The 21,380-nt window shown below is 68.4% G+C and carries 25 protein-coding genes and 1 pseudogene; 16 read left to right on the plus strand and 10 right to left on the minus strand.

Going from position 1 to position 21,380, the window contains the following annotated elements; all coding sequences use genetic code 11:
- Window positions 1–8: 8 nt before the first annotated feature.
- The gene (locus ACIRD3_RS35470; protein ID WP_033817804.1) at window positions 9–320 is read right to left on the minus strand and encodes a helix-turn-helix transcriptional regulator; all 312 of its coding nucleotides are present in this window, start codon (window positions 318–320) and stop codon (window positions 9–11) included.
- A gap of 121 nt (window positions 321–441) precedes the next feature.
- Between ACIRD3_RS35470 and ACIRD3_RS35475 the strand changes: the two genes are divergently transcribed.
- The 4 genes and pseudogenes from ACIRD3_RS35475 to ACIRD3_RS35490 all read left to right on the plus strand — a co-directional run.
- Window positions 442–1,086, plus strand: coding sequence for a low molecular weight phosphatase family protein (locus ACIRD3_RS35475; protein WP_402224895.1), 645 nt, complete (start codon window positions 442–444; stop codon window positions 1,084–1,086).
- Window positions 1,087–1,152: 66 nt separating this feature from the next.
- Window positions 1,153–1,584: an arsenate reductase ArsC gene (locus tag ACIRD3_RS35480; RefSeq protein ID WP_402224897.1), complete on the plus strand. Its 432-nt coding sequence runs from the start codon at window positions 1,153–1,155 to the stop codon at window positions 1,582–1,584.
- A gap of 6 nt (window positions 1,585–1,590) precedes the next feature.
- Window positions 1,591–2,577 (plus strand): thioredoxin-disulfide reductase, encoded by a 987-nt coding sequence (gene trxB, locus ACIRD3_RS35485; protein ID WP_402224900.1) that lies wholly within the window; start codon window positions 1,591–1,593, stop codon window positions 2,575–2,577.
- A gap of 155 nt (window positions 2,578–2,732) precedes the next feature.
- A pseudogene (locus ACIRD3_RS35490) lies at window positions 2,733–2,885 on the plus strand (DUF255 domain-containing protein); the annotation flags it as partial.
- A gap of 835 nt (window positions 2,886–3,720) precedes the next feature.
- Here the strand turns inward: ACIRD3_RS35490 and ACIRD3_RS35495 are convergent.
- From ACIRD3_RS35495 to ACIRD3_RS35505, 3 genes are all read right to left on the minus strand, one after another.
- Entirely contained in the window at window positions 3,721–4,998 is a 1,278-nt protein-coding gene (locus tag ACIRD3_RS35495; RefSeq protein ID WP_402224903.1) for a tyrosine-type recombinase/integrase, read from the minus strand.
- 158 nt (window positions 4,999–5,156) lie between these two features.
- Complete coding sequence (locus ACIRD3_RS35500) at window positions 5,157–5,699, minus strand: hypothetical protein (RefSeq protein ID WP_402224905.1); 543 nt, start codon at window positions 5,697–5,699, stop codon at window positions 5,157–5,159.
- 138 nt (window positions 5,700–5,837) lie between these two features.
- Complete coding sequence (locus ACIRD3_RS35505; protein WP_402224908.1) at window positions 5,838–6,452, minus strand: helix-turn-helix domain-containing protein; 615 nt, start codon at window positions 6,450–6,452, stop codon at window positions 5,838–5,840.
- 254 nt (window positions 6,453–6,706) lie between these two features.
- On the opposite strand from ACIRD3_RS35505, the gene ACIRD3_RS35510 reads away from it, so the two are divergent.
- The 3 genes from ACIRD3_RS35510 (at window position 6,707) to ACIRD3_RS35520 (ending at window position 7,521) form a co-directional block, all read left to right on the plus strand.
- Window positions 6,707–6,910 (plus strand): helix-turn-helix domain-containing protein, encoded by a 204-nt coding sequence (locus ACIRD3_RS35510; protein ID WP_402224911.1) that lies wholly within the window; start codon window positions 6,707–6,709, stop codon window positions 6,908–6,910.
- Window positions 6,907–7,140, plus strand: a complete 234-nt coding sequence (locus ACIRD3_RS35515) for a hypothetical protein (RefSeq protein WP_402224913.1) — start codon at window positions 6,907–6,909, stop codon at window positions 7,138–7,140. Before ACIRD3_RS35510 ends, ACIRD3_RS35515 begins: the two co-directional genes overlap by 4 nt.
- Window positions 7,141–7,299: 159 nt before the next feature.
- The gene (locus tag ACIRD3_RS35520; protein ID WP_402224916.1) at window positions 7,300–7,521 is read left to right on the plus strand and encodes a hypothetical protein; all 222 of its coding nucleotides are present in this window, start codon (window positions 7,300–7,302) and stop codon (window positions 7,519–7,521) included.
- A 118-nt stretch (window positions 7,522–7,639) separates the two neighbouring features.
- On the opposite strand, the gene ACIRD3_RS35525 is transcribed toward ACIRD3_RS35520, so the two are convergent.
- The 6 genes from ACIRD3_RS35525 to ACIRD3_RS35550 form a co-directional block, all read right to left on the minus strand.
- Window positions 7,640–7,960, minus strand: a complete 321-nt coding sequence (locus ACIRD3_RS35525; protein ID WP_402224919.1) for a hypothetical protein — start codon at window positions 7,958–7,960, stop codon at window positions 7,640–7,642.
- A gap of 77 nt (window positions 7,961–8,037) precedes the next feature.
- On the minus strand, window positions 8,038–8,205 hold the full coding sequence (locus tag ACIRD3_RS35530; RefSeq protein ID WP_402224922.1) for a hypothetical protein: 168 nt from the start codon (window positions 8,203–8,205) through the stop codon (window positions 8,038–8,040).
- Window positions 8,206–8,384: 179 nt separating this feature from the next.
- Entirely contained in the window at window positions 8,385–8,582 is a 198-nt protein-coding gene (locus ACIRD3_RS35535; RefSeq protein WP_402224925.1) for a hypothetical protein, read from the minus strand.
- Window positions 8,583–8,615: 33 nt separating this feature from the next.
- Complete coding sequence (locus ACIRD3_RS35540; protein ID WP_402224927.1) at window positions 8,616–9,662, minus strand: C40 family peptidase; 1,047 nt, start codon at window positions 9,660–9,662, stop codon at window positions 8,616–8,618.
- A 197-nt stretch (window positions 9,663–9,859) separates the two neighbouring features.
- Window positions 9,860–10,105, minus strand: coding sequence for a hypothetical protein (locus tag ACIRD3_RS35545; RefSeq protein ID WP_402224930.1), 246 nt, complete (start codon window positions 10,103–10,105; stop codon window positions 9,860–9,862).
- 148 nt (window positions 10,106–10,253) lie between these two features.
- Window positions 10,254–10,697: a helix-turn-helix domain-containing protein gene (locus ACIRD3_RS35550; RefSeq protein ID WP_402224932.1), complete on the minus strand. Its 444-nt coding sequence runs from the start codon at window positions 10,695–10,697 to the stop codon at window positions 10,254–10,256.
- Window positions 10,698–10,996: 299 nt separating this feature from the next.
- On the opposite strand from ACIRD3_RS35550, the gene ACIRD3_RS35555 reads away from it, so the two are divergent.
- Genes ACIRD3_RS35555 through ACIRD3_RS35595 form a run of 9 tightly spaced genes read left to right on the plus strand, consistent with a single transcriptional unit; the run spans window position 10,997 to window position 21,378 of the window.
- Window positions 10,997–11,296: a hypothetical protein gene (locus tag ACIRD3_RS35555; protein ID WP_123556167.1), complete on the plus strand. Its 300-nt coding sequence runs from the start codon at window positions 10,997–10,999 to the stop codon at window positions 11,294–11,296.
- Between the two features lie 13 nt (window positions 11,297–11,309).
- Complete coding sequence (locus ACIRD3_RS35560; RefSeq protein ID WP_123556169.1) at window positions 11,310–12,062, plus strand: hypothetical protein; 753 nt, start codon at window positions 11,310–11,312, stop codon at window positions 12,060–12,062.
- Between the two features lie 37 nt (window positions 12,063–12,099).
- The gene (locus tag ACIRD3_RS35565) at window positions 12,100–13,944 is read left to right on the plus strand and encodes a hypothetical protein (RefSeq protein WP_402224936.1); all 1,845 of its coding nucleotides are present in this window, start codon (window positions 12,100–12,102) and stop codon (window positions 13,942–13,944) included.
- Complete coding sequence (locus ACIRD3_RS35570) at window positions 13,941–15,482, plus strand: SCO6880 family protein (RefSeq protein WP_402224938.1); 1,542 nt, start codon at window positions 13,941–13,943, stop codon at window positions 15,480–15,482. The genes ACIRD3_RS35565 and ACIRD3_RS35570 overlap by 4 nt, the downstream gene beginning before the upstream one ends.
- The gene (locus tag ACIRD3_RS35575; RefSeq protein ID WP_123556176.1) at window positions 15,482–16,972 is read left to right on the plus strand and encodes a VirB4 family type IV secretion system protein; all 1,491 of its coding nucleotides are present in this window, start codon (window positions 15,482–15,484) and stop codon (window positions 16,970–16,972) included. The genes ACIRD3_RS35570 and ACIRD3_RS35575 overlap by 1 nt, the downstream gene beginning before the upstream one ends.
- A gap of 41 nt (window positions 16,973–17,013) precedes the next feature.
- The gene (locus ACIRD3_RS35580; RefSeq protein ID WP_402224940.1) at window positions 17,014–18,786 is read left to right on the plus strand and encodes a type IV secretory system conjugative DNA transfer family protein; all 1,773 of its coding nucleotides are present in this window, start codon (window positions 17,014–17,016) and stop codon (window positions 18,784–18,786) included.
- Entirely contained in the window at window positions 18,783–19,535 is a 753-nt protein-coding gene (locus ACIRD3_RS35585; RefSeq protein ID WP_402224943.1) for a hypothetical protein, read from the plus strand. The genes ACIRD3_RS35580 and ACIRD3_RS35585 overlap by 4 nt, the downstream gene beginning before the upstream one ends.
- Window positions 19,532–20,353, plus strand: coding sequence for a hypothetical protein (locus tag ACIRD3_RS35590; protein ID WP_402224945.1), 822 nt, complete (start codon window positions 19,532–19,534; stop codon window positions 20,351–20,353). The genes ACIRD3_RS35585 and ACIRD3_RS35590 overlap by 4 nt, the downstream gene beginning before the upstream one ends.
- Window positions 20,353–21,378: a DnaB-like helicase N-terminal domain-containing protein gene (locus ACIRD3_RS35595; protein WP_402224948.1), complete on the plus strand. Its 1,026-nt coding sequence runs from the start codon at window positions 20,353–20,355 to the stop codon at window positions 21,376–21,378. The genes ACIRD3_RS35590 and ACIRD3_RS35595 overlap by 1 nt, the downstream gene beginning before the upstream one ends.
- Window positions 21,379–21,380: the final 2 nt, after the last annotated feature.

Consider the following 21,380-nt stretch of genomic DNA (forward strand, 5'->3'; position numbering starts at 1 on the left):
GGGGTGGTTCAGCAGGACCGCTTGCGGCCTTCCGCGGCGGCTTCGCGGGCGGTGGCGGCCAGCCCGGCGAACTCTCCGGCCACGGCCTCCAGGGCGTCGGCGCGGAGCTTGTAGTACGTGAAGCGCCCGCAGGGCTCGGTGTCCACGAGCCCGGCGTCGCGCAGGATCTTCAGGTGGTTCGACAGGTTGGTCTGCCTCGCGCCGGTCTCCTCGACCAGGTGCGTCGTGCACAGCGCCTCCTTGGCGAGGAGCGCGACGATCTGCATCCGGAGCGGGTCGGCCAGAGCCTTCAATACGTCACTGTCGACTGATGTCACCATGGGCTGATACGTTACCCGTGTCGGGCCCGCGAAGCGAGCCCCCCTTCCTCCCGGCCGCCACCGGGGACACCTGCGCGTCCTTGGCACGACGACCCGCTGCCCCGAAGGACTGGAAGACACGATGACCAACTCCCCGCCCTCAGCACCGGACCCGAGACTCTCGGCGGGCGCCGCCCGCCTGGCCCTGCGCTACGACGGCACCTTCGCCCCCGAGACCGTCCAGCACCTGCTCGCCGACTCCTACCGTCTCCTCGCCGCCGAGGCCACCGTCCGCACCCACCTGATCGTGCTGGCCGAACGCCTCACCGCCGAGCGCCTGGACGCCCTCGCCCACACGACCCGCCCGGCCGCCGACGCCGTACTCCGGGTGCTGTTCGTCTGCACCGGCAACGCGGGCCGCTCCCAGCTCGCCGCCGCGATCCTCACCCACCTCGCCAAGGGCACCGTCCAGGTCTCCTCGGCCGGCACCCGCCCGGCCGCCGCCCTGGACACTCACATCGCGGAGGTCCTGGCGGAGGCCGGAGTGCCGCTGCCGGAGGGCGTGTTCCCCAAACCGCTGACCGAGGAGGTCGTGGCCGCCGCCGACGTGGTGGTCACCATGGGCTGCGGCGACGCCTGCCCCCTGCCCGCAGGCCGCCGCTACATGGACTGGGCCGTCCCCGACCCTGACGGCGCCCCGATCGAGCGCGTGCGCGCGATCCGCGACCAGATCGGCTCCCGCGTCCAGGCCCTCCTCGCCGACCTCGCCCCCACCCAGGCGAAGTAGATCCCTCCCGCGTCCGGCCCACACCCGGGCGCGGCCATCCGCACCAATCCGAAGGAACCGCCCACCATGACCACCGCGCCGACCGCCTCCGTGCTGTTCGTCTGCATCCACAACGCCGGCCGCTCGCAGATGGCCGCTGGCTTCCTGCGCCACCTTGCCGGTGACCGGGTCGAGGTCCGCTCCGCCGGCTCCATCCCCGGTGACCAGATCAACCCCTCCGCCGTCGCCGCGATGGCCGAGCTGGGCATCGACATCTCCGACCAGAAGCCGAAGGTGCTCACCACCGAGGCGGTCCAGGCGTCTGACTACGTGATCACGATGGGCTGCGGCGACGCCTGCCCGTACTTCCCCGGTAAGAAGTACCTCGACTGGAAGCTGGACGACCCGGCCGGCCAGGGCGTCGAGGCCGTCCGCCCGATCCGCGACGAGATCAAGGGCCTCATCGAGGGCCTGATCGCCGAGATCGACGCCAAGGCCGCTGCCGGACAGGAGAGCTGACACCTCATGGCCGACAGCAACCAGGCGGGCGCCGACGTCCGTAACGTGATCATCATCGGTTCCGGCCCGTCCGGGTACACCGCCGCGCTCTACACCGCCCGAGCCTCCCTCAAGCCGCTGGTCTTCGAGGGAGCAGTGACGGCAGGCGGTGCGCTGATGAACACCACCGAGGTCGAGAACTTCCCCGGCTTCCGGGACGGCATCATGGGCCCCGAGCTGATGGACAACATGCGGGCCCAGGCCGAGCGCTTCGGCGCCGAGCTCATCCCGGACGACATCGTCGCAGTCGACCTCACCGGCGAGATCAAGACCGTCACCGACTCCGAGGGCACCGTGCACCGGGCCCGCGCGGTGATCGTCACCACCGGCTCGCAGCACCGCAAGCTCGGCCTGCCCCGCGAGGACGCGCTGTCCGGCCGCGGCGTCTCCTGGTGCGCGACCTGTGACGGCTTCTTCTTCCGCGACCAAGCCATCGCGGTGGTCGGCGGCGGCGACACCGCGCTGGAGGAGGCGACCTTCCTCTCCCGCTTCGCCAAGTCCGTCACCGTGATCCACCGCCGCGGCGAGCTGCGCGCCTCCAAGGCCATGCAGGAGCGCGCCTTCGCCGACCCGAAGATCAGCTTCGCCTGGGACAGCGCCGTCGAGGCCATCCACGGCGACCCGAAGCTCAGCGGCGTCACCGTGCGCGACACCACCACCGGCGAGCTGCGCGAGCTGCCCGTCACCGGCCTGTTCATCGCGATCGGCCACGACCCGCGCACCGAGCTCTTCAAGGGCCAGCTCGACCTGGACGCCGAGGGCTATCTCAAGGTCGATGCCCCCTCCACTCGCACCAACATCCCCGGCGTCTTCGGCGCCGGCGACGTGGTCGACCACACCTACCGCCAGGCGATCACCGCCGCCGGCACCGGCTGCTCAGCTGCCCTGGACGCGGAGAAGTTCCTCGCCCACCTGGCGCACAGCGAGCAGGAGCGCGCCGCTGCTGTGCTCTGAATCGACCGCCGTGGTTGGCCCGGGACTGGATGGCGCCGGGTCAACCACGGCGCGCACCTCACCGGGGGCAATGCCAAGATCCCGTCCCGGTGCGCTCGGCGTGTTCACGAGATGGTCTCCGCTGCGAGCCGCTGAGCTGGGATGCTTTCCTCACGGTGAATCGACTGGTCCGTGCCCAGTCGCCCTATCTCCAGCAGCACGCCACCAATCCTGTGGACTGGTGGGAGTGGGGAGAGGAGGCGATGTCAGAAGCGGCAAGGCGGGACGTACCCATCCTCCTCTCGGTGGGGTACGTATCCTGCCATTGGTTAACGTTTCTGACGATCCGTCAACTGGTGCCACGTGATGGCCCACAAGTACGCCGCTTGGGGCCCGTGAGCTGAGGTCGGTTTGCTGGTTGGAGTTGATGCGCCGACAGGCGCGCGGTGGCGCGCAGGCCCGGTGCGGCGAGGCGAGTGCCAGCGGAAACCTTGGCACGCGGGCGAGCGGCCCCGGAGTGCCTGCTGGCCCTGGCCGACGAGCTGGACTCGCGCTGCGCAACATACTCGGCTGGGAGGCATGGCCGGAGTGCATACACGTGCCGCTGATCCGGGCATTCGATGAGCTCGCTGGTGCGGCACTGTCTGCGGTGACCCGCACGGGCGGGCATCGCCGCCATTGCGTGACTCTTCGGGCTTCTGGCCACCTCCTGGATGTCCCGGGCTCCGGGGCCTGGTCGCTGACGAGGGTACGCCGCAACAGCGGGAGGCCCGCGGCGGGCACTACACAGAACTCCCGCGGAGATCGAACCCAGTGCACTCTCATTTCACATCGCGAGCGTCAGAACAATCGACGCGAGTTGGCGGTCTCGCGTTTCCGCAGGTCAGAGCGTTGCTGACCTGCGGAAACCACGAGAGGCCGATTCGCGTTTCCGCAGGTCAGAGGCACGCCTAGCAGTCGTAGTACTGATCGAACATGCCTCTGACCTGCGGAAACACCCCCTTCTGGCAAGATCATTTCACAACCAGTGCACACGCGAGGCCCTTGACGATGAGATGCACCGAGAAGCGCTGAGCGGTGCCGAGCAGGTCGTCCGCACCGCCCCTGCCGGCTGCTACGAGGTGCAACCGACGGGACGGCACGAGAGCGGGTGTCCGTCCTCGCTCAGGCGGCCAGTCGGTAGCGCCGGCCGAGCGCCTTCCGGGCCTTCTCGAACGACTGGGCCACGCGGTGCACGTACCGGCGAAGGGTGAAGGCCGGGTCTTCGTGGCCGAGAAGATCGGCGAGCGTATAGATGTCGACCCCTTCGTTCAGCGCCTCAGAAGCGAACAGGTGCCGGAGGGAGTGCATCATCTTGTCTCGGCACTTCTCCCACAGCCGGCCACGGCCCACCGGCTTGTCGTTCAGTGCCTGGATGAGCCCAATCTCCTCAAGGGCTGCCTTCCAGAGCCAGTTAAAGTAGTTCTTGTTGATCGGCTTTCGTTCGCGCGACGTGAAGAACAGCTTGACCGTGACGGGAGGGCCGTCCTTTTCGATCCAGGGAAGTGTGATTTCCACTGGGGGAAACTGTCGGATGTGTTCGGCCAGAATGAAAGCCAGGTCCTCGCCTATCGGGACGTACCTATCCTTCGGATCATCCTTGCTTCCGCCCTTTGGAGGAGCGAACACCATCACGCCGCGGTCGTGTGCAATCTGGCGGCGGATGTGCACCACCTTGTCCTTCTGGAGCCAGTTGATGTCATCAGGGCTGAATGCGAATATCTCGCCCTGACGCATTCCGATGGCGCGACCGCAGTCGACAGTCGCCTTGTATCGGTCTGGCATGTTCTGCTTGATTCCTTCGGAATCCTCCCAGCTGACAGGGAGTTCCTTGGATGTCTTGCGTTGGCGGCGCGGCTTAACTCGCTGAACCGAGCGGGAGGCACACGGATTCTTGAGGATCAGTCCATCGTCAACTGCCATCATGACGATGGAGTTGAAGTGGCTGAAAATCAGGCCGGCGTACGTCTCGCCGATGGTGCGGAGCATGCCCTTGATCCAGGAGACGATCCGTGAGGGGATCAAGTCCTTGATCTTGATGTGTCCCAGGGGCTCGATGATGTAGCGCTTCACGCGAGCGTGGTACTGCGGCTCAGTGCGGGGGTTCTTGAAGATGAGGTCGGCGAGCCATTGCTCCGCCAGCTTCTTTATGAGGGTATCGCCCTTGTCTTTGGCGATGTAGGTGCCCTCGGTAACGCTCGTTTCAATCTTCGCCAAGTGCCTCTTGGCGTCCTCATACTTTTCGAAGCTTTCGCTTAGCTGCTGCCCGTCGTGGTCCCGCCATCGAGCGAGCCAGCGCTTCCCCAATCCGTGGCTGCTCGACGGCACCTTCTTGTGGGCGGTGCACTTCTTTTCCCCGGGGGTCGGGCGCGACTTGTGCCAGCGGTCGTAAGGTTCAGACACTTGTATCCACCGTGCTTCATTGCGATTTGGTTCATTCCCATAACTCCTTCTTTCTGCCCGTTGAGTTTCTTGGCCCGTGAGCCTGGATCGGGTTGCCTAATATTCCGTGGTGCCTGCCGCCGAGGAAAATTTGTCAAGCTGAGGTGTCGCGGCAGACGTTAAAGCGATTGGGAGGGGCGTGACGCTTGCCCAGGAATCGGGCGGATGCCGAGCGCGGGGTGGTAGGGCAAGAGACCTTCGTGGACACCAAACTCGAAGACTCGCTTCAGCGTCGCGAGGACTCGGTTGATCGTGCTGACGCCCAAGTGCCCCTCGGCGTAGAGCCTGTGCCTCAGCTGCTCGATGTCCGCCCGGGTGATCGTGGCGGCGCGCCGGGCTCCGAGGCTCGGGAGTACGTGCAAGTCGAGCGTTCGGCGACTCGGGAACTGCGGTTGACCGGGCCGGCCGCGGTCTAGAGGGGTCGCTGCCCACTGGTCCACCAGGCGGTCGAGGGTCAGCGGCGGCCGTTCATGCACGATGTTGGCCTGCGCAGCCCTCGCGAGCGGCCAGCTCGGCAGGCTGACGCTGCGGAGGACTCCCGCTTCGTCACGCCAGCGGACGCGGTAGCGGGAGGGTGGGGTGCGGCGGGCCGCGCGGGCACGGGCGACGGCCAGCTGGTAGTCCGCGTGGTTAGCGCGGTCCTCGATTCGTGCGTGGATCATCGGTTCGCTTCCTTGTTTGATGTGTATATGACATGCGTCTCCCTCTTCTCTGCCCGTGCGGGTGCGGGCCGGTCGGCCGCATTCGGGTTCGCTGAACTCGCGTCGCGGCGCCGCCGGACGCGGGGGTGGGGCGTGGAGCTATGCGGTGCTGGAGTCGCCCGGCCGGAGCAGGGCGGCGAGTTCCTCGGGTGAGGCGCCGGCCTCGACGGCGGCGGTCAGCTTCTCCATGGTCGCTGCCATGTTGGAGTTGAACGCCTCGGTCAGCACGGCCGCCCGTTCTTCGAGCACCGACCTTGTGAGGTCGGCGACGGACTGCTGGCTGTCAGCGGCCGGCAGCCGCTGGAGAGCCGCAGAGTAGAACTGGCGGGCGTCGCTTCCGGGAAGCGCCTGTTGTCCGCAGAACCAGGCCAGGATCAAGCTGCCGTCGCTGAGCGCCAGTTGGGGAGTCAGCTGTAGTTGAGTCCCCGGCTCGGCATTGTCGGGCAACCCCAGGAGATGGATGGGGGCCACGTCCAGCACGGCGGCCAGAAGTACGACCTCGTCCACCGACAGCTCGCGCCGCCGAACCCCGTTGTCGTCTCGACGTCCGGTCTCGATGTTCGCCAATGCGGCGGCGGTCAGCTTCTCCGCCCCTGCTTCGGCGCACCGGGCTGCCAGATCCTTGACGGTCCACCCGCGCCTGTTCCGGGCCTGCTTCAGTCGGAGTGCTGCCGCGTCGCTCACCGACAGGGTCGGTGGTGAGCCGCTGGACATCTGGCCTCCTTGCTCGTCGTATCGGCAACTCTACCCATCGCTTCTCGATCGCGCAATCGACCTCTTTGAGTGTCGTTTCGACACTCTCGACGCGCGGATCGGCTTCCGAGCTATGCTCCGCTTGCATCGCTTGTCGATACGACAAATTTAGAAGTCGCATTGACAAGTTCGTGTGCCCTGGCAGATGCTCATCTCGGTTGTTCGAACGACAGCTCAAGTTGTCGAAACGACGAACGAGATGGATGTGAGTGCTCATGGGCATCGACAGCACGGACACGATGTGGACCTTGCAGGAGCTCGCGGACTTCCTGAAAGTTCCGAAGCAGACGGTGTATCAGATGAACTGGCGAGGCACCGGACCGCGCAGCTACAAGGTGGGCCGGCACAGGCGCTACGACCCAGTTGACGTGCGCACTTGGCTCAAGGCTCGCTCCTCCGATGCGGAGGACGCGCGATGAAGCGACAGATGCAGGCAAGCCAGCGCCGACCGTGGTGGTCCGTTGACGAGGCGGCGAACTTCCTCGGGATCACGATCTTCGATCTGCGGGAGGTCGGTGCGGCCGGCGTCGGCCCCAGGTACAGCCAGGACGCTGGCGGCGCTCGCCGCTACCGGCCGGCTGACGTCCGGCTCTGGGCTTCGACCGGCCTGATCCGCGACCACCGTGGCTGGAACGGAGAGGCCCGATGACTCGCGGACAGTTGGCAGGCAGCTCCACCTCCTGGTCGACGTACAGCACCGCGGCCTCGTGTCTCCCGCGACCGTCGAGGCCGCCCTGATCGGGTGCGGCCCGGACGCGGGCCGCTCGACCCGGATGCCGACACCAACCCCGCTCTTGCTGGAGACACCATGCAGAACTTCACCCACGACCGTTACGCCGAGCAGCCGCCCTCCAGTTGGGTCGGTCGCCACTGGCTCTCTACCACCCGCGACGGCTCCGGCGGCTACCTGCGCGGCCTGATCCTCGACGTCCGCCCCGGCGCCGTGCTCGTTGAGTGGCCGGCATCCGGACGGGAGGCAGCCACCGAGCAGTGGACCTCCAGAGACCGAGGAACCCTCGCCCGAGAGTAGCTAAGGCAGAAGGCGGGGGCCCACACCGAACGGTGTGGGCCCCCGCCTTCTGTAGTTTGGGTGGTCTAGTGGCCGAAGGGTGGTCGAAGTGGTCGAGCTAACCGCTGGTGCCGCTGATTCAGTGGGTGGGGCGGCGCCTTACCAACGCGATCACTGCTGCTCCAACAGCTTCAACGGCACTCACAAGCAGCAGGAGCGGCCTGAGGTCCGGAACGATCCAGGCGAGCAGGGCGGCAACGGCGGCCCCGCCAGCCCAGGCGACCCACACGTTGCGGCGATCGGCCTGAAAGGCGGCCACCACTGCACTCAGCACAGTGCCAACAGCCACGACCACCAGCCAGTGCGAGCCGGTGACGGCTGCGAGCAGGGCCAACATTCCGGCAGCCGCGGCGAGGCCCAGGGCTAGACGCGCCTTGTCGGACTGATGAGTGTTCTGCATGCGTCGTTGTTCTCTCGGTTCGGAGGTGGTGGCGGTGAGCCTGGTACTCCCGGCAGACCGGGCCGCACCGGCACTGGCTAGTCGAAGTCGCCCAGCCGGTGCGGCACGAACGAGGGGCGGGTAGGGCGCGAGCTGACGTCGATGCGGCTCTGACGGGCGAGGGCGTCCAGCAACTGCTTCAAGGTCAGGCCGTGGTGGGCCGCCTCGGCCTCCACCACCAGCAGGGGATCGTCAGCCTGCGCCATCAGCTCCCACATCTCATCGCGAATGACGAGCACGGGAGGTTGTTCCATGAGGTCCCCTTCCGAGGTAGCGGGATTGGTTCAGCGGGCTGAGGCGGCAAGGGTAACCAGCAGGAAGGACAGCAGACCTCTGCGCTTCACAGCTGTCATCCGTCGAGATGCCACACGGACGGTCCGACGACTCAACCGGAAGCGGGCACGTGTCCGGGCCGCTCGTCAGCGGATTCGTCCGACTGGTCTGTCCGTCGGAGCTCGATCGTGGGCTTGAGGCTGATCGAGCGTGGCCTTTCGCCCACACGGAGATCCGCAACGATCAAGATGTGTCCCTGGGCGGTCGAGATGCCGTGCGCGTTCGTCCGCTTGCCGGCGTCCTGGGTCATGGGTGCCCTTCTATCGGCAGGTCTGACCGGAGACTACGACGGGACGATGCGGCGGAACGCCACGGCTTCCGCGTCCCAGTATCCGCCGGTGAAAGTGGTGATCTGGATGTTCTTCCCGGTGCGCGGCGCGTCTAGGACCAGGTTCGAGCCCAGGTACATGCCGACGTGGCCGGGCGACGAAGGGGTTCCGTCGGACCCGGCGAGGAAGATCAGGTCTCCTGGCTTGAGCTGGTTGGCGCTGTAGATCGGGGTTCCGTTGTAGACCTGCTCGAAGGTGGTCCTGCTGATGTTGATCCCGGCGGCCTCGTAGGCGCGCATCAGCAGGCCGGAGCAGTCGTAGCTCGGATTCCCCGTCCCTCCCCACTGGTACGGCATGCCGAGCTTCGAGATGCCGAAGGTGATCGCAGTGACCACCTGGACCGGAGTGCCGGCCGGGAGGGAGAAGCCCGCAGGCAGGTTGACCGCCTCGGTGATCGCCTCACCGGAGCCCGCGCCGTTGCCGAGCGAGCAGTTGGTGGCCGAGCCTCCGAACGTTGCGACCAGCTGCTGCGCCAGGCCCTCCCACTTCGCGTAGGCATCGGGATAGGCGCTCTGCTGAACCTTCTGGGCAGCGACGGTGACCGGCAGTGCCTCCCACAAGGGGACCTTCACCAACTGGGCGTAGAACGCCTTGGAGGAGTAGACGGGGTCCATGATCTGCGCGGGGGTGCCCCAGCCTTGGCTCGGCCGCTGCTGGAACAAGCCCAAACTGTCGCGGTCGCCCCAGGCCAGATTGGTCAAGGTGCTCTCCTGCATCGCCGTTGCGATGGCCACGACCGCGGCATGGGCGGGGAGCTGGAGCTGGACCGACACCTGGTAGATGATCTGGGCGTTGTTTATCTGCTCGGTGGTCAGCTGCTGGCCGTCGGCGACCGCTTCGCCGGGCGCCACCGGCTTGAAGCAGCCGATTCCTCCGATGCCGCTCCCCGCAACTATGGCAGGGGTCGTCGCCGACGCGGTCCCGCCGGTCAGTGTCACGCCGAGCACCACACCGCATGGCGCGAGGACCGACACGATGGCTATCTGGGCTGCCTTCTTCACGAGCCACCTCGGAGCCGGCGCGCTTCGCGCGCGGACTTTTCACATCAGCTAATGGATTGGTGTCAAACCATAGGCTGATGCGTCCGCCAATGGTCAACCAAAGTAAACGTGACGATCGACACTTCTTAGCTGATGTGAAAAGCCTGGGCGTCGCGGTGGCGACGCGCCGATAGCGCGGCGCGGTCTGCCGAGGTCGATCAGCCGCCGAGGATGTGCTGGAGGGCTGCGGGGGCGAGGTCGGGGAAGGCGGCGGCCAGTGCGGCCGGGATGAGCGCGGTCGGCATGGTGGCCGAGGGGTGGGGATTGCGGCTGGTCGACCTGTCGGTGATCGAAGCCGGCCGCACCGAGGCGGCTTCGCGACGACTGGCGACGACGTGAAGGACGACCTGCGCCGACGTCGGGTGTGGCCCTCCCTGTCGGGCCTCGCAGCGGATCGCGCTCATGGAAATGCCTCCCTGGTCGGGAGGCACTTGCTGTGAGGTGACGTAGTCATCCGGTCACCCGCCCCCGACTCGCAGAAGCGTATGCGAACGATTGCCGAGAGTGTGGCGGGTGTATGAAGTTGTGATGATCCGGTGATGGTGGCGTGCGTCACTCGCCATCGTCGTCGGCGGGGTTCAGTCCCTCGATCCGACGGGCGGATTGGATCATGGTCAAGATGGCGTGCAGGCTGTTGTCGGAGAGCCCGTTTGCGGTGAGCGCCAACTGCCGAACGAGGGGGTTCGTCAGGGCGGCGGCGAGTTCCAGTTGCTCGTCGGTCCGCCGGGCCGTGTCGTCCTCGTAGAAGTAGGCCACCGGGACGCCGAAGAAGTCGGCAAGTGCCTTGAGGCGGCTGTGGGTTGGGTCCGTCCGCTTGCCGGTCTTCAGCTGCCACAGGTAGGTGGGGCTGAGGATCTGCTCCCCGGCCTTCTCGTTGATCGCCTTTGCGACCTCGGTGGTGCTGTAGGGCTTCCGGCCGGCGGGGTGGACGGTGCTGAACAGGTGGGTGAGTCGCTCGGCGACCACACCGCCCTCGGCGGGGATCTCGACAGACATGACGCGCGTAGCACTCCTCTCGGCTGACCGGGCCTCATCGTTGCGCACAGTGACGCCCATTAGCCAGAGAAAACAGAGAGTGTTGGGGTGAGCCTCCTCACATTCACTTTGGTTGACGGAACTACTTCACTCCTGCCTATCGTTTGGCCACAGCCCATTAGCCAGAGTGAATCGCACCGACTTGACGTGCTGAATCCGAAGCCAGGGCTTCCTGCCTCCCCGCCAATCGAGTCGGGGTGGCTCCTCGTAGCCAGCAGGCCGTTGAGGCGGCTGGCGCGTCCGTAATTCTGGGAGCCTCCATGTCCACTACTGCGCATGTCGTCCAGTTCCTCGCCGACATCCAGAACCCCGCGCCGGCCGATCCGACCAACGGCTCCAAAGGCGCGAACTTGCTTCTGTCGTACGCCAAGTGGGGGGCGCTCATAGCCTGTGCCGTCGCGGCCGTCGTGTCCGGTGGCCTCATGGGAATCGGCCACCTGAGCAACCGGCCCGACTCGGCGGAGAAGGGCAAGCGCTCCCTCGTGTGGAGCTTGGGCGGCGTGATCGTGACCGCGTGCGCCATCCCGGTGGTCAACACGGTCTTCGGCGCCGCGGCCTAGGACCAGGAACGCCATGAACCAGTTCCTCGACCGCCGTCCGCGTCGGCGGATTCTTCCGCTCCTGCTCCTCGGCATCTTCGTCTTCCTGGCCGCCATCGGCGTAGGAGTCGCGATCGAGTCGGACAACGGGCCGCGTGGGCCCAAGACCTACTCGCCGCCAGCCGCGATCCCGGCTCCGGGTTCGGTCACCGGCATCGACCCCAACGCCGAGTCCACTTCACCCGCCCTTGCCGGGCCGCTCCAGCTCATTCGCGGAGCACGCCTGGTCAACGGCGTCGCGGTGGGCTACCCACACTCCAGCGTAGGCGCGGTGTCGGCGGCGGTCGAGTACTGGCGTCAACTCGGCTCCACCCTGGAACCGGACCGGGCCGCAGCAGTCGCCCGGGTTGTCGCCGACGCCGACTGGTCCGACGCGCCGGACACCCTTGCCAAGGGCCCGGCCGCCACGCGGAAGGCGCTCCGGCTACCGGCGAGCGGTCAGCTCGACCCCGGCACGTCCGTCACGTTGAACCCGGTCGAGTACCAGGTCCGCTCCGTCGGCGCCGACAGCATCCAGGTGCTGCTCCTGTCGACCTACACGACCAGCGTGCCGGGCACCGGAATGCAGACCCGCATGGGTGTCTACCCGCTCGACCTCGTCTGGTCCGGCGGCGACTGGCGCATTCCCGCACCCTCCGGGACGTCCACCACCGACTACACCAGCCTTGTCGCCGAGCCGGGCAGCGCCCAGGCGTCGGCCAAGGGCTGGAACGAATTGAAGCGATAACCATCATGGCCAGCACCACGAGCACCAGGAGGCCGGCATGCCCTGCGGCCTGACCGACCCTGTCGGCTGCGTCACCGACACCGTCCTCGGCGGCCTGGCGGGCGACGCCGTCGGCAAGATGGCGACCTCCGCGTGGGAGTCGATCTGCAAGTCCTTCGCCGACGCGATGGTCGAGTTGTTGAAGACCTTCTCCGGCGCCTTCGTGAAGATGCCCGGCCCCGACCTCGCGTCCAACGGAGTGCGTAGCGTCTACGCCATATCCCTGGGCGTGGCTGCTCTGGTGGCCTGCTTGCTGGTCATCGGACAGGTGGTCCGTACCGCCGTCACCCACGACGGCCGGCCCCTTGCGACCGCGGCGGTGGGCCTCGGCAAGGCGGTGCTCGCCTTCATGCTCACCCTGATCGTCGCGTCCACCACGTTGGTGGCCAGCGACGAGCTGACCAAGTACATCGTGGACAGCACGCTCGGCGGTCAGCAGGCGTTCAGCGACAAGATCGCCAAGCTCGTGGCGTGGAACCCCGGCAACTCGGTCTCCCTGCTGCTGATCCTGGCGATCATCGGCATCCTGCTGACCTTGGTGCTCTGGTTCGAGATGCTGCTGCGGGGCGCGGCCATCGCGGCGCTCATCGCGACCTCGCCGATCAGCGCGGCTGGCCAGGTCTCGGACTCCACCAAGACGTGGTGGTCGAAGCTCGTCTCGATGACGATCCAGCTGATCATCTTGAAGCCGATCATCGCGCTCGTCTTCGCCCTGGGGTTCAACCTTGCAGGTGACAGCCAGGACTTGAACAGCACGCTGTCCGGGATGCTCGTCCTGCTGCTGGCTGCGCTCGCCTGGCCGGCCGTCGCCCGCTTCTTCACCTTCGCCTCAGTCCAGGTCGGGGGCGGCGCAGGACTCGCCGCGCTGCTCGGCTTCGCCGGAGGCCGTCTCAGCACAGCCGGCGGCCCGCCGACCGGCGCCTCCCCGGACACCTTCGGGCAGGACAGCGCTACCCGGACGATGACGAACTTCGCCAGCAAGGGCGGAGGTGCTGCCGGAGGCGCCGCTACAGGTGGTGCCGGGGGAGCGGGGGCTGCTGCGGGTGGCGCCGGTGCCGCTGCGGGCCCGATCGGCATGGCCGCCGCGGCCGGTGTGCGACTCGCTCAGCAGGCCGTCAACAGCCTCGCCCAGGGGATGGAGAAGATGGCTGGCCACGCGGGAGCGCAAGGAGCGAACCCCTACGCAGCTCAGCCAGCGGGCTACGTCAACCGTCACGCGGGGGGTCAGCTTCCCACCAGCGGATACCTGCCGGACCAGCCGAAGCCGGACTGGTCCGGGCAGCAGGAGCAACAGCCCGAACCCGCCGAGCCGGCCGCCCAGCAGGCCGACCACCAGCAGGCACTCCAGGACTCGACCCCGGACTTGCCGGTCGCCAGCGCACCGCGCTCCGACCCCCCGACGATCGAGATGCCCCCGGTTCCCGCTGGGCCGCCTGCTGGCTCAGCGGCAGCCAGTGCCGCGCCGCTGCCCGGGCCCGTGCCGCAGGGTGGCAGCGGTTCGGCCTCCCCCCTCGGGGCATCGCATCCCGGCAGCCCGGGACCGACGGCCACCGCTCCCGGCACGTCGGCGGCTCCCCCCGCCGAGGCGCAGGCCCCGGCCGCCGCAGGGTCGCCGACCGCCGCCGCGGCGGCTCCCTTGAACACCAGTCGGCCAGCTCCCGCCGTGCAGACTACGGCGACCCCGGGGCAGGCGGACCGCACGCCGGCCCGGCCGCCAGCCGCCAATCCCGGCTCGGTGAGTCCCGAGGTCGCTCCCACCGAGCGTCCCGCCGACCCGCCCCAGGCCGCGCCGCCTGCGACTTCCACCCCCGCTGACCAGCCCGAAGGAGGCGACCAGACGTGAGCACTCAAACCGCTCCCAACCGCACCTACTTCGGCTGGCAGCAGGAGAAGGTCGCCTTCCTCTTCGGCCTGAGCGTCCAGCGGGCGGCCATGCTCGGAGGCGCGGTCCTGGCGACGATCTGGCCGTTCGCAATCTCGTACGTCCGGGCGGGCCTCGTGACGTGGCCCGTTGCCTTTGTCCTCTTCCTACTTGCGTTCGTCCGGATCGCCGGCCGCACCGTTGACGAATGGGCGGTGTCCTTCGTGTCCTTCGAAATCCTCAAGTTCCGTGGGCAGAATCGTTTCCTCGCCGGTGCCTTCTCGCCGCGCAAGGCCACCACGGACGAGCCGAAGATGGACCTGCCGGGCATCCTCGCGCCGCTGTCGATCCTCGAAGCGGACGGCGGCAGCGGCGACCCGATCGCGGTGATCCACCACCAGCTCGACCGGACCTTCACCGCCGTCGCCCGGGTGCGCTTCCCCGGCATCGGACTGGTCGACTCCCAGCGGCGCGACCAGCGTGTGGCCAGCTGGGGCGAGCTGCTCAACTCGCAGTGCACGGAAGGAAATCCGATCATCCGCATCCAGGCGCTCCAGCGCCTGGTCCCCGAGTCCGGCGCCGCGCTCCAGCGCTGGCACGCCGACCACGTCTCCGACGAGGCCCCCGGCGTCGCGGTGGACATCACCAAGTCACTGCTCTCCACCGCCACCCTGGCGACCAGCCAGCGCGAGGCGTACCTGGCGATCACCATGGACGCCGCCCGGGCGGCCGGCCCCATCAAGGCGGCCGGTGGCGGCACCGCCGGAGCTGCCACCGTCCTGATCCGCCACCTGCGGGCCCTCACCTCCGGTATCGCCTCCGCGGACCTCCAGGTGGAGAGCTGGCTGAACCCGCGCGAACTCGCCGAGGTCCTGCGGACCGCGTTCGACCCGCACTCCAGCCGAATGCTCGCCGAACGCCGGGCCGCCGCCACGGCCGCCGCCTTCCGAGGCCAGGACGTGCCCTTTGAACCGGGCGTCGACCCGGTCGCGGCGGGCCCCTCCGCCGCCGAGAGTTGGCGCGGCCGGTACGAGCACGACGGCGCGCTCTCCGTCACCTACGCCGTCCGGAACTGGCCCAAGAACAAGATCTACTCCACAGCGCTCTCCCCGCTGCTGGGCGAAGGCAAGTACCGCAGGGCGTTCAACCTCCACATCGAACCCCGCGGACCGCGCGCCGCCGAACGCGAGGTCATGCAGGAACGCACTGCCCGCGAGGTTGCCGTCAGCATGCGGCACAAGACCGGCCAGATCATCCCGGAGCACGAGAAGCAGGCACTGCGGCACGCCGAAGCCCAGGACCAGGAGCGCGCGGCCGGCCACGGCCTTGTCCGCTACACCGCCTACTGCACCGTCACCGTCACCAATCCGGCTGACCTCGAAGACGCCTGCGCCGCGCTGGAGGCCGATGCCAACCAGGGCCGGATCGAAGTCCAGCGGATGTGGATGGCCCAGGACATCGGATTCGCCCTCGGCGCCCTGCCCGTCGGCATGGGCCTGCCCCGGAAGCGGGTGGCCTGATGTTCCGCCAACGTTCGACCGACCTCCCCGTCCTCGACCTGACCGACGTGCTCGGCCGGCCGACCCCGGTCGCCCCGAAGCCCGCCAAACAGAAGGCGCCCAAGCAGCGCCGCGAGCCGGTCGCGCCCCGGCGCGGCTACGCCCGGCCCTTCGCCGGCCGGTCCCCCCGGATGCCGGAAATCCCCGTCTTCCGAGGCAGCACCGGCCAGGTCCAGGGTCTCTACCCCTGGCTGTACGGGGCCTCCATGCCCCCCGCCGGGGCCTACATCGGCGTCGACTGCTTGGCCGGAGGCGCTTTCTCCTGCCATCCGATCGAGTGGCTGCACCGCGGACTGATCACCAACCCGAACCTGCTGGTGACCGGCGTGCCCGGCACCGGCAAGTCGGCGACGGTCAAGGTCCTCGCCACCAGGCTCGCCGCCTACGGTGTACGCACATTCGTGCTCGGCGACATCAAGAACGAGTACGCGCCACTGGCCAGGGCGTTCGGTGTCGAGCCCGTCGAGCTTGGCCCCGGCTTGCGTAACAGGTTGAACCCGCTGGACGCCGGGCCGTTGGGCGCGAACCTGCCGGCCGACCCGGAGGAGCTGCGCGAGCGCCTGGACGAAGTCCACCGCCGCCGAATCACCCTGCTGTCCTCTCTGCTGGTCATGCGGCTCGGCCGCAACCTCACGCCCACAGAAGAAGCCGCACTCTCCCTGGCGATCAAGCACGCCTCCGGCCAGGCCACCGGCGCCAGCCACCTCCAGGACCCGACGATCCCGCAGGTGTGGGCCCTGCTGCGCGACCCGCTACCCGAGATGGCGGAGGACCTCCGCGTCCGTGACGCCGACGTGAGCGAGCTGAGGGAGATGATCCGGCCGGCCGCCGACGCCCTAGGCAACATGGTCCGCGGAAGCCTCAGCGGTCTGTTCGACGGACCGACCACCGTCCGTCCCGACTTCGCCGCACCGATCCAGACCGTCGACCTCTCCCGGATCGACGGCCGCGGTGACGAGACCGTGGCCATGACCCTTGCCTGCGTCAGCAGTTGGGGCCAGGCCGCGATCGACGAGCCCGGCGGCCCCGTCCGCCTGGTCGTCCGCGACGAGCTGTGGCGCGCGATGCGCGTTCCCGCGATGATCCGCAAGCTCGACTCCGACCTCCGGCTCTCCCGCGCGCAGGGCACCATCCAGGTCCTCAGCACGCACCGGCTTGCCGACTTCGAGGCCGTCGGCGCCCAAGGCAGCGAAGAGGTCAGCATCGCCCGCAACCTCATCGCGTCCTGTGACGTGCGGATCTGCCTGCGCCAGGACACCGCACCCCTCGCCATGACGAGGGACGCCATCGGCCTCACCGACACCGAGTGCGCGCACATCGCCAGTTGGTCGGGTGAGCAGATCGGCCGCGCGATCTGGAAAATCGGCCGGACCAGCTCCCATGTGGTCCAGACCATCCTCAGCCCGATCGAGCGGCAGCTCTACTACACCAACGAGCGAATGGCCGTGTGATGGCCGCCGCCTCGAACTCGACCGTCGCCCGGCGGCCAGTGTTGGACGGTCCAGCGGACTACCTGATCGTGGCGCTGATCATCGTCGTCGTCACCGTCACCGTCGGTACCTGGGCCACCGGCCAGATTGCGGGCCTGATCACCCACGCCGCGTGGCCCGCCGTCCCGTTCGGTGAAGCATTCGCCGTCGCCAAGCAGATCCCCCAGCACCTGGACGACCCGAAGCTGGCCTGGCCTGAGCCGGCCAGGGCCGACCTGCCCGGTCCGGTCGGCTTCGCCGTCGCCACCGCCATCGTCGTCTGCGTGATGATCACGGCAGGAGGCTTCGCCCTTCGCCGACTGCGGCGCAACCGGTCCGTGCGCGGCTACGCCTCCCCGGCCCAGCTGGCGAAGACGATGTCCGCTGCGGCGGTGGTCCGACGCGGACCGATCGTGCGGCCCTCCCTCAAGGGGAGCCGGATCAAGGCCGCCGACGTCGCCGTGCAGCTCGGCCGAACCATGGCGGGGATGCTGCTGTGGGCCTGCATCGAGTCGTCGGTGCTGATGCTCGCAGCCCCCCGCCAGGGCAAGACCTCCCAGGTGATCATCCCGTGGATCAAGGCATGGCGGGGGCCGATGCTGGTCACCAGTGTCCGCGGCGACCTGCTCGACGCGACCGCGCTGATCCGGCGGAAGCTCGGCCCCACCCTGGCGATGACGCCGACCGGCATGGTCGAGTGGCCGGACCAGGTCCAGTGGTCGCCGGCCAGCGGATGCGCCGACTTCGGCAAGGCGATGCAGCGGGCCGACCTGATGGTCAGGATCGGCAAGAGCGAGACGTCCGACTCCAGCGGCGCGGGTTTCTTCGGCGCCACAGCGACCAGCCTGCTGGCGGCCTGGCTGCACGCCGCCGAGATCACCGACAACTCCATGGAGGACGTTCTCCGCTGGGCGTTCAACCCCCATGTGGAGGAGCCGATCAAGCTGCTCGCGGAGTCCCGCCGGGCGGAACCCGGCGTCGCCGAGATGCTCGACGCGCTGTACCGGCAGCCCGGAGAGACCCGTGCGAACCTCTTCAGCACGGTCCAGACCGCGCTGACCCCGCTGTTCTCGCCGCTGGCCCGCCGCACCTTCGTCCCAAAGACCGGCAACAGCATCGACATCGAGGCGTGGCTGCGGAGCAACGGGACCATCTACTTGCTGGTCGACAAGGAGGACTCCAAGGCGCTCGCGCCGCTGATCTCGGCGTTTGTCTCCGAGGTCTTCGGCACCGCCAAGCGAATCGCGGACCGCTCGCCGGGCGGCCGGCTCGACCCCCCGCTGGGTGCTCTGCTGGACGAGGTCGCCAACGTCACCCCGCTGCCTAACCTCCCCGACCTGATGTCCTTCGCGGGCGGCTCGGGCATCTACGTCCTGGCCGTCCTCCAGAACATGGCCCAGGCCCGCACCATCTGGGGACACGACGGCGCCGAGATGCTCTGGGGCAGCTCCACCATCAAGATCGCCCTCGGCGGACTGGGCGGTGCCGAACTCGAAGAATTCTCGAAGCTGGCCGGCATCTACCGCGAGTCCCTGACCACCTACCAGAGCGGCAGCCACGGCACCACGATGCAGACCACCCTCCAGGACCGTAAGACCGTCACCCCGGACGAGATCCGCACCTTGGACGAGGAGAAGCGCGAGGCGCTGGTCATCCACGCCACCACACCCGTCGCCAAGGTCCGGATGCTGCGCCACTACGAAGGCCCGGACCGGAAGGCGTACGAGGAGAGCGTTCAGTGGGCACGCCGGTACCGAGCCGGGGAACTCGACCCGACCGAGGTGGTGGCCGCGTGACACCCCGACCCGCCTGGAGCACAGGTGATCGCGAGGCGAGCACCGATGCCGACCACCGCTGGGAGTCCCGCTTCGACCGGCGGCACCACCAGGGACTGCTCCGCCGCCCCGATGCCCCGACCGACTGCACCCTCCGGTGGAGCGGACCGGTGCGAGGTATCGACGGCGCGCTGTACCACGCCGGCACCGATCACACCGGCGCTCCCGTCGTGACGGTGTTCAGCCCCGGCTACCAGGAGACCGTCCCCGCTTTGTGGCCGACCGACGACTGGACCACCCACCGAGCCGACTCCGACGGCCCCTTCCACCCGCTCAGCACCTGGCGCCCCACCCGAGCCGACCACGAGGACCTTGTCCTCGCATACCTCGCCCAGCGCCCGCGTGAACTCGCCGACCTCGGAACCTGGGTGCCGGTGGACGTCTTCACCACACACGTCCGGTACGGGATCTACGAGGCGATGCTGGCACTCCACACCGAGGCCGCTGCGGTGACCACCGAAGCCATCGAGGCCCGCGTCCGCCTGAGCATCACGGCACTGTCCCCGCGCCTGGCCGCTCTGGTCACCAGCACGATGGACACCGCCTCCTACCTCCGCCGACTGCTGCTCACCCCCAGCACGTCGGTCGAGGCGCTCGACGCTGCCGTGCACCTGGTCATGACCGACTGGAAGGCCGTCGCCACCACCGCGCAGCCGAACTCCTCCGGGTACGCCCGCACCCTGTCCGCTCAGCTCCAGGACCAGACATGACCGAATCCGCGATCACGCCGATCGGCCGGGTCAAGCACCGCCCGCACGCCCGGATACGCCGACGCCGAACCGACAACACGGCCACCAGCGCCAGCAAGACCGACTCGGCAGGGGCGAGCCCGCGTACCCGCCTGGTCGAGTGGCACACCATGACCGGTCCCGAGCGGGTCGTGGCGTGGGCCGGTCTCTGCGACTGGGTGACCTGGCTGCACGACCGCTACGAGCTGGCCGTGGAGTCGCGGCTGCCGCAGTGCTGGGCCGAGCACCCTGGGCTGATTGAGGAGCTCTGGGCACTCAAGGTCTGGCGGGAGGAGATCTACGGGGCGGGCGCAGACCAGCAGGTAGGACAAGCAGCCCGCTACTGGCACGCTGAGCTCCGCGCGGTGGTGGCCAACGCCACCGGCGTCTACGCCACGGCCTGCCGAACTGGCCACCGGGCTCCCGAGCTCCGAGCCGCCGATTCCCCGGACCTCCAGAAACGGTGGACCGAAGCCGATGCTTGGGCCGGGATTCCGGGAAAGCTGCTCGCCGCCCACGCGGACACCGCCGAAGCCGGCAGCCCCGACCGTCTCACCGCCGCCCAGATGGATGACGCCCGCTCCCGCGGCCTCGCCACGCCGATCAGCCCCGGCATCCCCGAGTACCTGCGATTCGCCGATGCCTGGTGGGCGGTCGAACTCGGAGGTGAGTGGCTGCGGGTCGCCAACGAGGAGCTACTGGAACGGCTCGATCAGGCGGCTGCCCGGATGGCAGCCGCTGACGACGCGGCTCGCCGCTACCGGGAAGCCACCACCGGATCTAAGTCAAGGACGAACTGATGACCAACCCCGACCTCGCGCTGCGCGCCGAGCAGGCCGTCATCGGTGCCGCCCTGCGCGATCCCCAACAGCTCGACCAGATCGCCTACTTGACGCCCGACCGCTTGGCCCACCCGACCAACCGGGCCCTGTTGGGCGCCCTGATCGAGTCGCGGACCAGCAACCCTGCGGCTCCCGCTACCCGAATGCCGGAACTGGTCGCCCAGAAGGCCGCCGTCCGGGGAGTCGGCGCGGACTACCTCCGACGGCTTGCCGACGCGGCACCACAGCCCCGGGCTATCGCGAGCTACGCCCGGCTCGTACAGGAAGCCGCGGTCCGACGCGACCTTGCACTCCATCTCGACCGACTTCGCGCGCCCAGCGCTGGTCAGCGCGGGCCGGAACCAGCTCTCGACCGGCTTACCCAGCGGCTCGAACAGGCCCCGTTGACGGCCAAGTTCAGCGAGCCGGCTCCCGAGCCGTACCAGCCGAGACCCCTGCCGGCCAACAGCCAGGAGGTTCGGCTCGACCTCCGGCTTGAGCGCCAGGACACTGTCCTCGCGGATCTCCTCCAGAACCCGGAGCACATCCGGGAGGTGAGTGCCTGGCTCTACCCCGAGGCTTTCGAAGCGGGACCACGACGGGAGGTCTATGAGGCCATCGTCGTGCTCGCTGAGCGTGGCGACCCCGTCGACACGCTCACCGTCGAGTGGGAGGTGAACCGGCAGGACCCTGAGCGCTACGAAGTCAAGGTCGAGGTCACCGTGGAGGAGCGTCCCGACTACCTCGCGAGGCTCGCCACCACAGCCGTTGTTGTCGGCGCTGCTGTTGAACTGGGTGGGGAGATCATGGCGGAGGACATTCGGGCAACGCTGGCGAACGATTTCGGCAGCATCGACGTGACCGCTCGCGGCCCGGGCGCAGAGCCGAAGCCGAGCCCGGACGTCAGGGTGACCGGGCCTGTTCCCCAGGTGGAGCCCGCCCCACTTCTCCAACCGCCTCCGGCACAGCAGGCCCACGTCGTCCAGCCGAACGTCCGGCCGTGAGG

The sequence above is a fragment of the Kitasatospora sp. NPDC093550 genome (genome assembly GCF_044764985.1).
GTDB lineage: Bacteria > Actinomycetota > Actinomycetes > Streptomycetales > Streptomycetaceae > Kitasatospora.

Excerpts from the sequence above, each read along its gene's own strand:
- ACIRD3_RS35470 (WP_033817804.1), bottom strand. The coding sequence starts at position 320 with ATGGTGACATCAGTCGACAGTGACGTATTGAAGGCTCTGGCCGACCCG.
- ACIRD3_RS35475 (WP_402224895.1), top strand. The coding sequence starts at position 442 with ATGACCAACTCCCCGCCCTCAGCACCGGACCCGAGACTCTCGGCGGGC.
- ACIRD3_RS35480 (WP_402224897.1), top strand. The coding sequence starts at position 1,153 with ATGACCACCGCGCCGACCGCCTCCGTGCTGTTCGTCTGCATCCACAAC.
- trxB (WP_402224900.1), top strand. The coding sequence starts at position 1,591 with ATGGCCGACAGCAACCAGGCGGGCGCCGACGTCCGTAACGTGATCATC.
- ACIRD3_RS35500 (WP_402224905.1), bottom strand. The coding sequence starts at position 5,699 with ATGATCCACGCACGAATCGAGGACCGCGCTAACCACGCGGACTACCAG.
- ACIRD3_RS35505 (WP_402224908.1), bottom strand. The coding sequence starts at position 6,452 with ATGTCCAGCGGCTCACCACCGACCCTGTCGGTGAGCGACGCGGCAGCA.
- ACIRD3_RS35510 (WP_402224911.1), top strand. The coding sequence starts at position 6,707 with ATGGGCATCGACAGCACGGACACGATGTGGACCTTGCAGGAGCTCGCG.
- ACIRD3_RS35515 (WP_402224913.1), top strand. The coding sequence starts at position 6,907 with ATGAAGCGACAGATGCAGGCAAGCCAGCGCCGACCGTGGTGGTCCGTT.
- ACIRD3_RS35520 (WP_402224916.1), top strand. The coding sequence starts at position 7,300 with ATGCAGAACTTCACCCACGACCGTTACGCCGAGCAGCCGCCCTCCAGT.
- ACIRD3_RS35525 (WP_402224919.1), bottom strand. The coding sequence starts at position 7,960 with ATGCAGAACACTCATCAGTCCGACAAGGCGCGTCTAGCCCTGGGCCTC.
- ACIRD3_RS35530 (WP_402224922.1), bottom strand. The coding sequence starts at position 8,205 with ATGGCGCAGGCTGACGATCCCCTGCTGGTGGTGGAGGCCGAGGCGGCC.
- ACIRD3_RS35535 (WP_402224925.1), bottom strand. The coding sequence starts at position 8,582 with ATGACCCAGGACGCCGGCAAGCGGACGAACGCGCACGGCATCTCGACC.
- ACIRD3_RS35545 (WP_402224930.1), bottom strand. The coding sequence starts at position 10,105 with ATGAGCGCGATCCGCTGCGAGGCCCGACAGGGAGGGCCACACCCGACG.
- ACIRD3_RS35550 (WP_402224932.1), bottom strand. The coding sequence starts at position 10,697 with ATGTCTGTCGAGATCCCCGCCGAGGGCGGTGTGGTCGCCGAGCGACTC.
- ACIRD3_RS35555 (WP_123556167.1), top strand. The coding sequence starts at position 10,997 with ATGTCCACTACTGCGCATGTCGTCCAGTTCCTCGCCGACATCCAGAAC.
- ACIRD3_RS35560 (WP_123556169.1), top strand. The coding sequence starts at position 11,310 with ATGAACCAGTTCCTCGACCGCCGTCCGCGTCGGCGGATTCTTCCGCTC.
- ACIRD3_RS35565 (WP_402224936.1), top strand. The coding sequence starts at position 12,100 with ATGCCCTGCGGCCTGACCGACCCTGTCGGCTGCGTCACCGACACCGTC.
- ACIRD3_RS35575 (WP_123556176.1), top strand. The coding sequence starts at position 15,482 with ATGTTCCGCCAACGTTCGACCGACCTCCCCGTCCTCGACCTGACCGAC.
- ACIRD3_RS35590 (WP_402224945.1), top strand. The coding sequence starts at position 19,532 with ATGACCGAATCCGCGATCACGCCGATCGGCCGGGTCAAGCACCGCCCG.
- ACIRD3_RS35595 (WP_402224948.1), top strand. The coding sequence starts at position 20,353 with ATGACCAACCCCGACCTCGCGCTGCGCGCCGAGCAGGCCGTCATCGGT.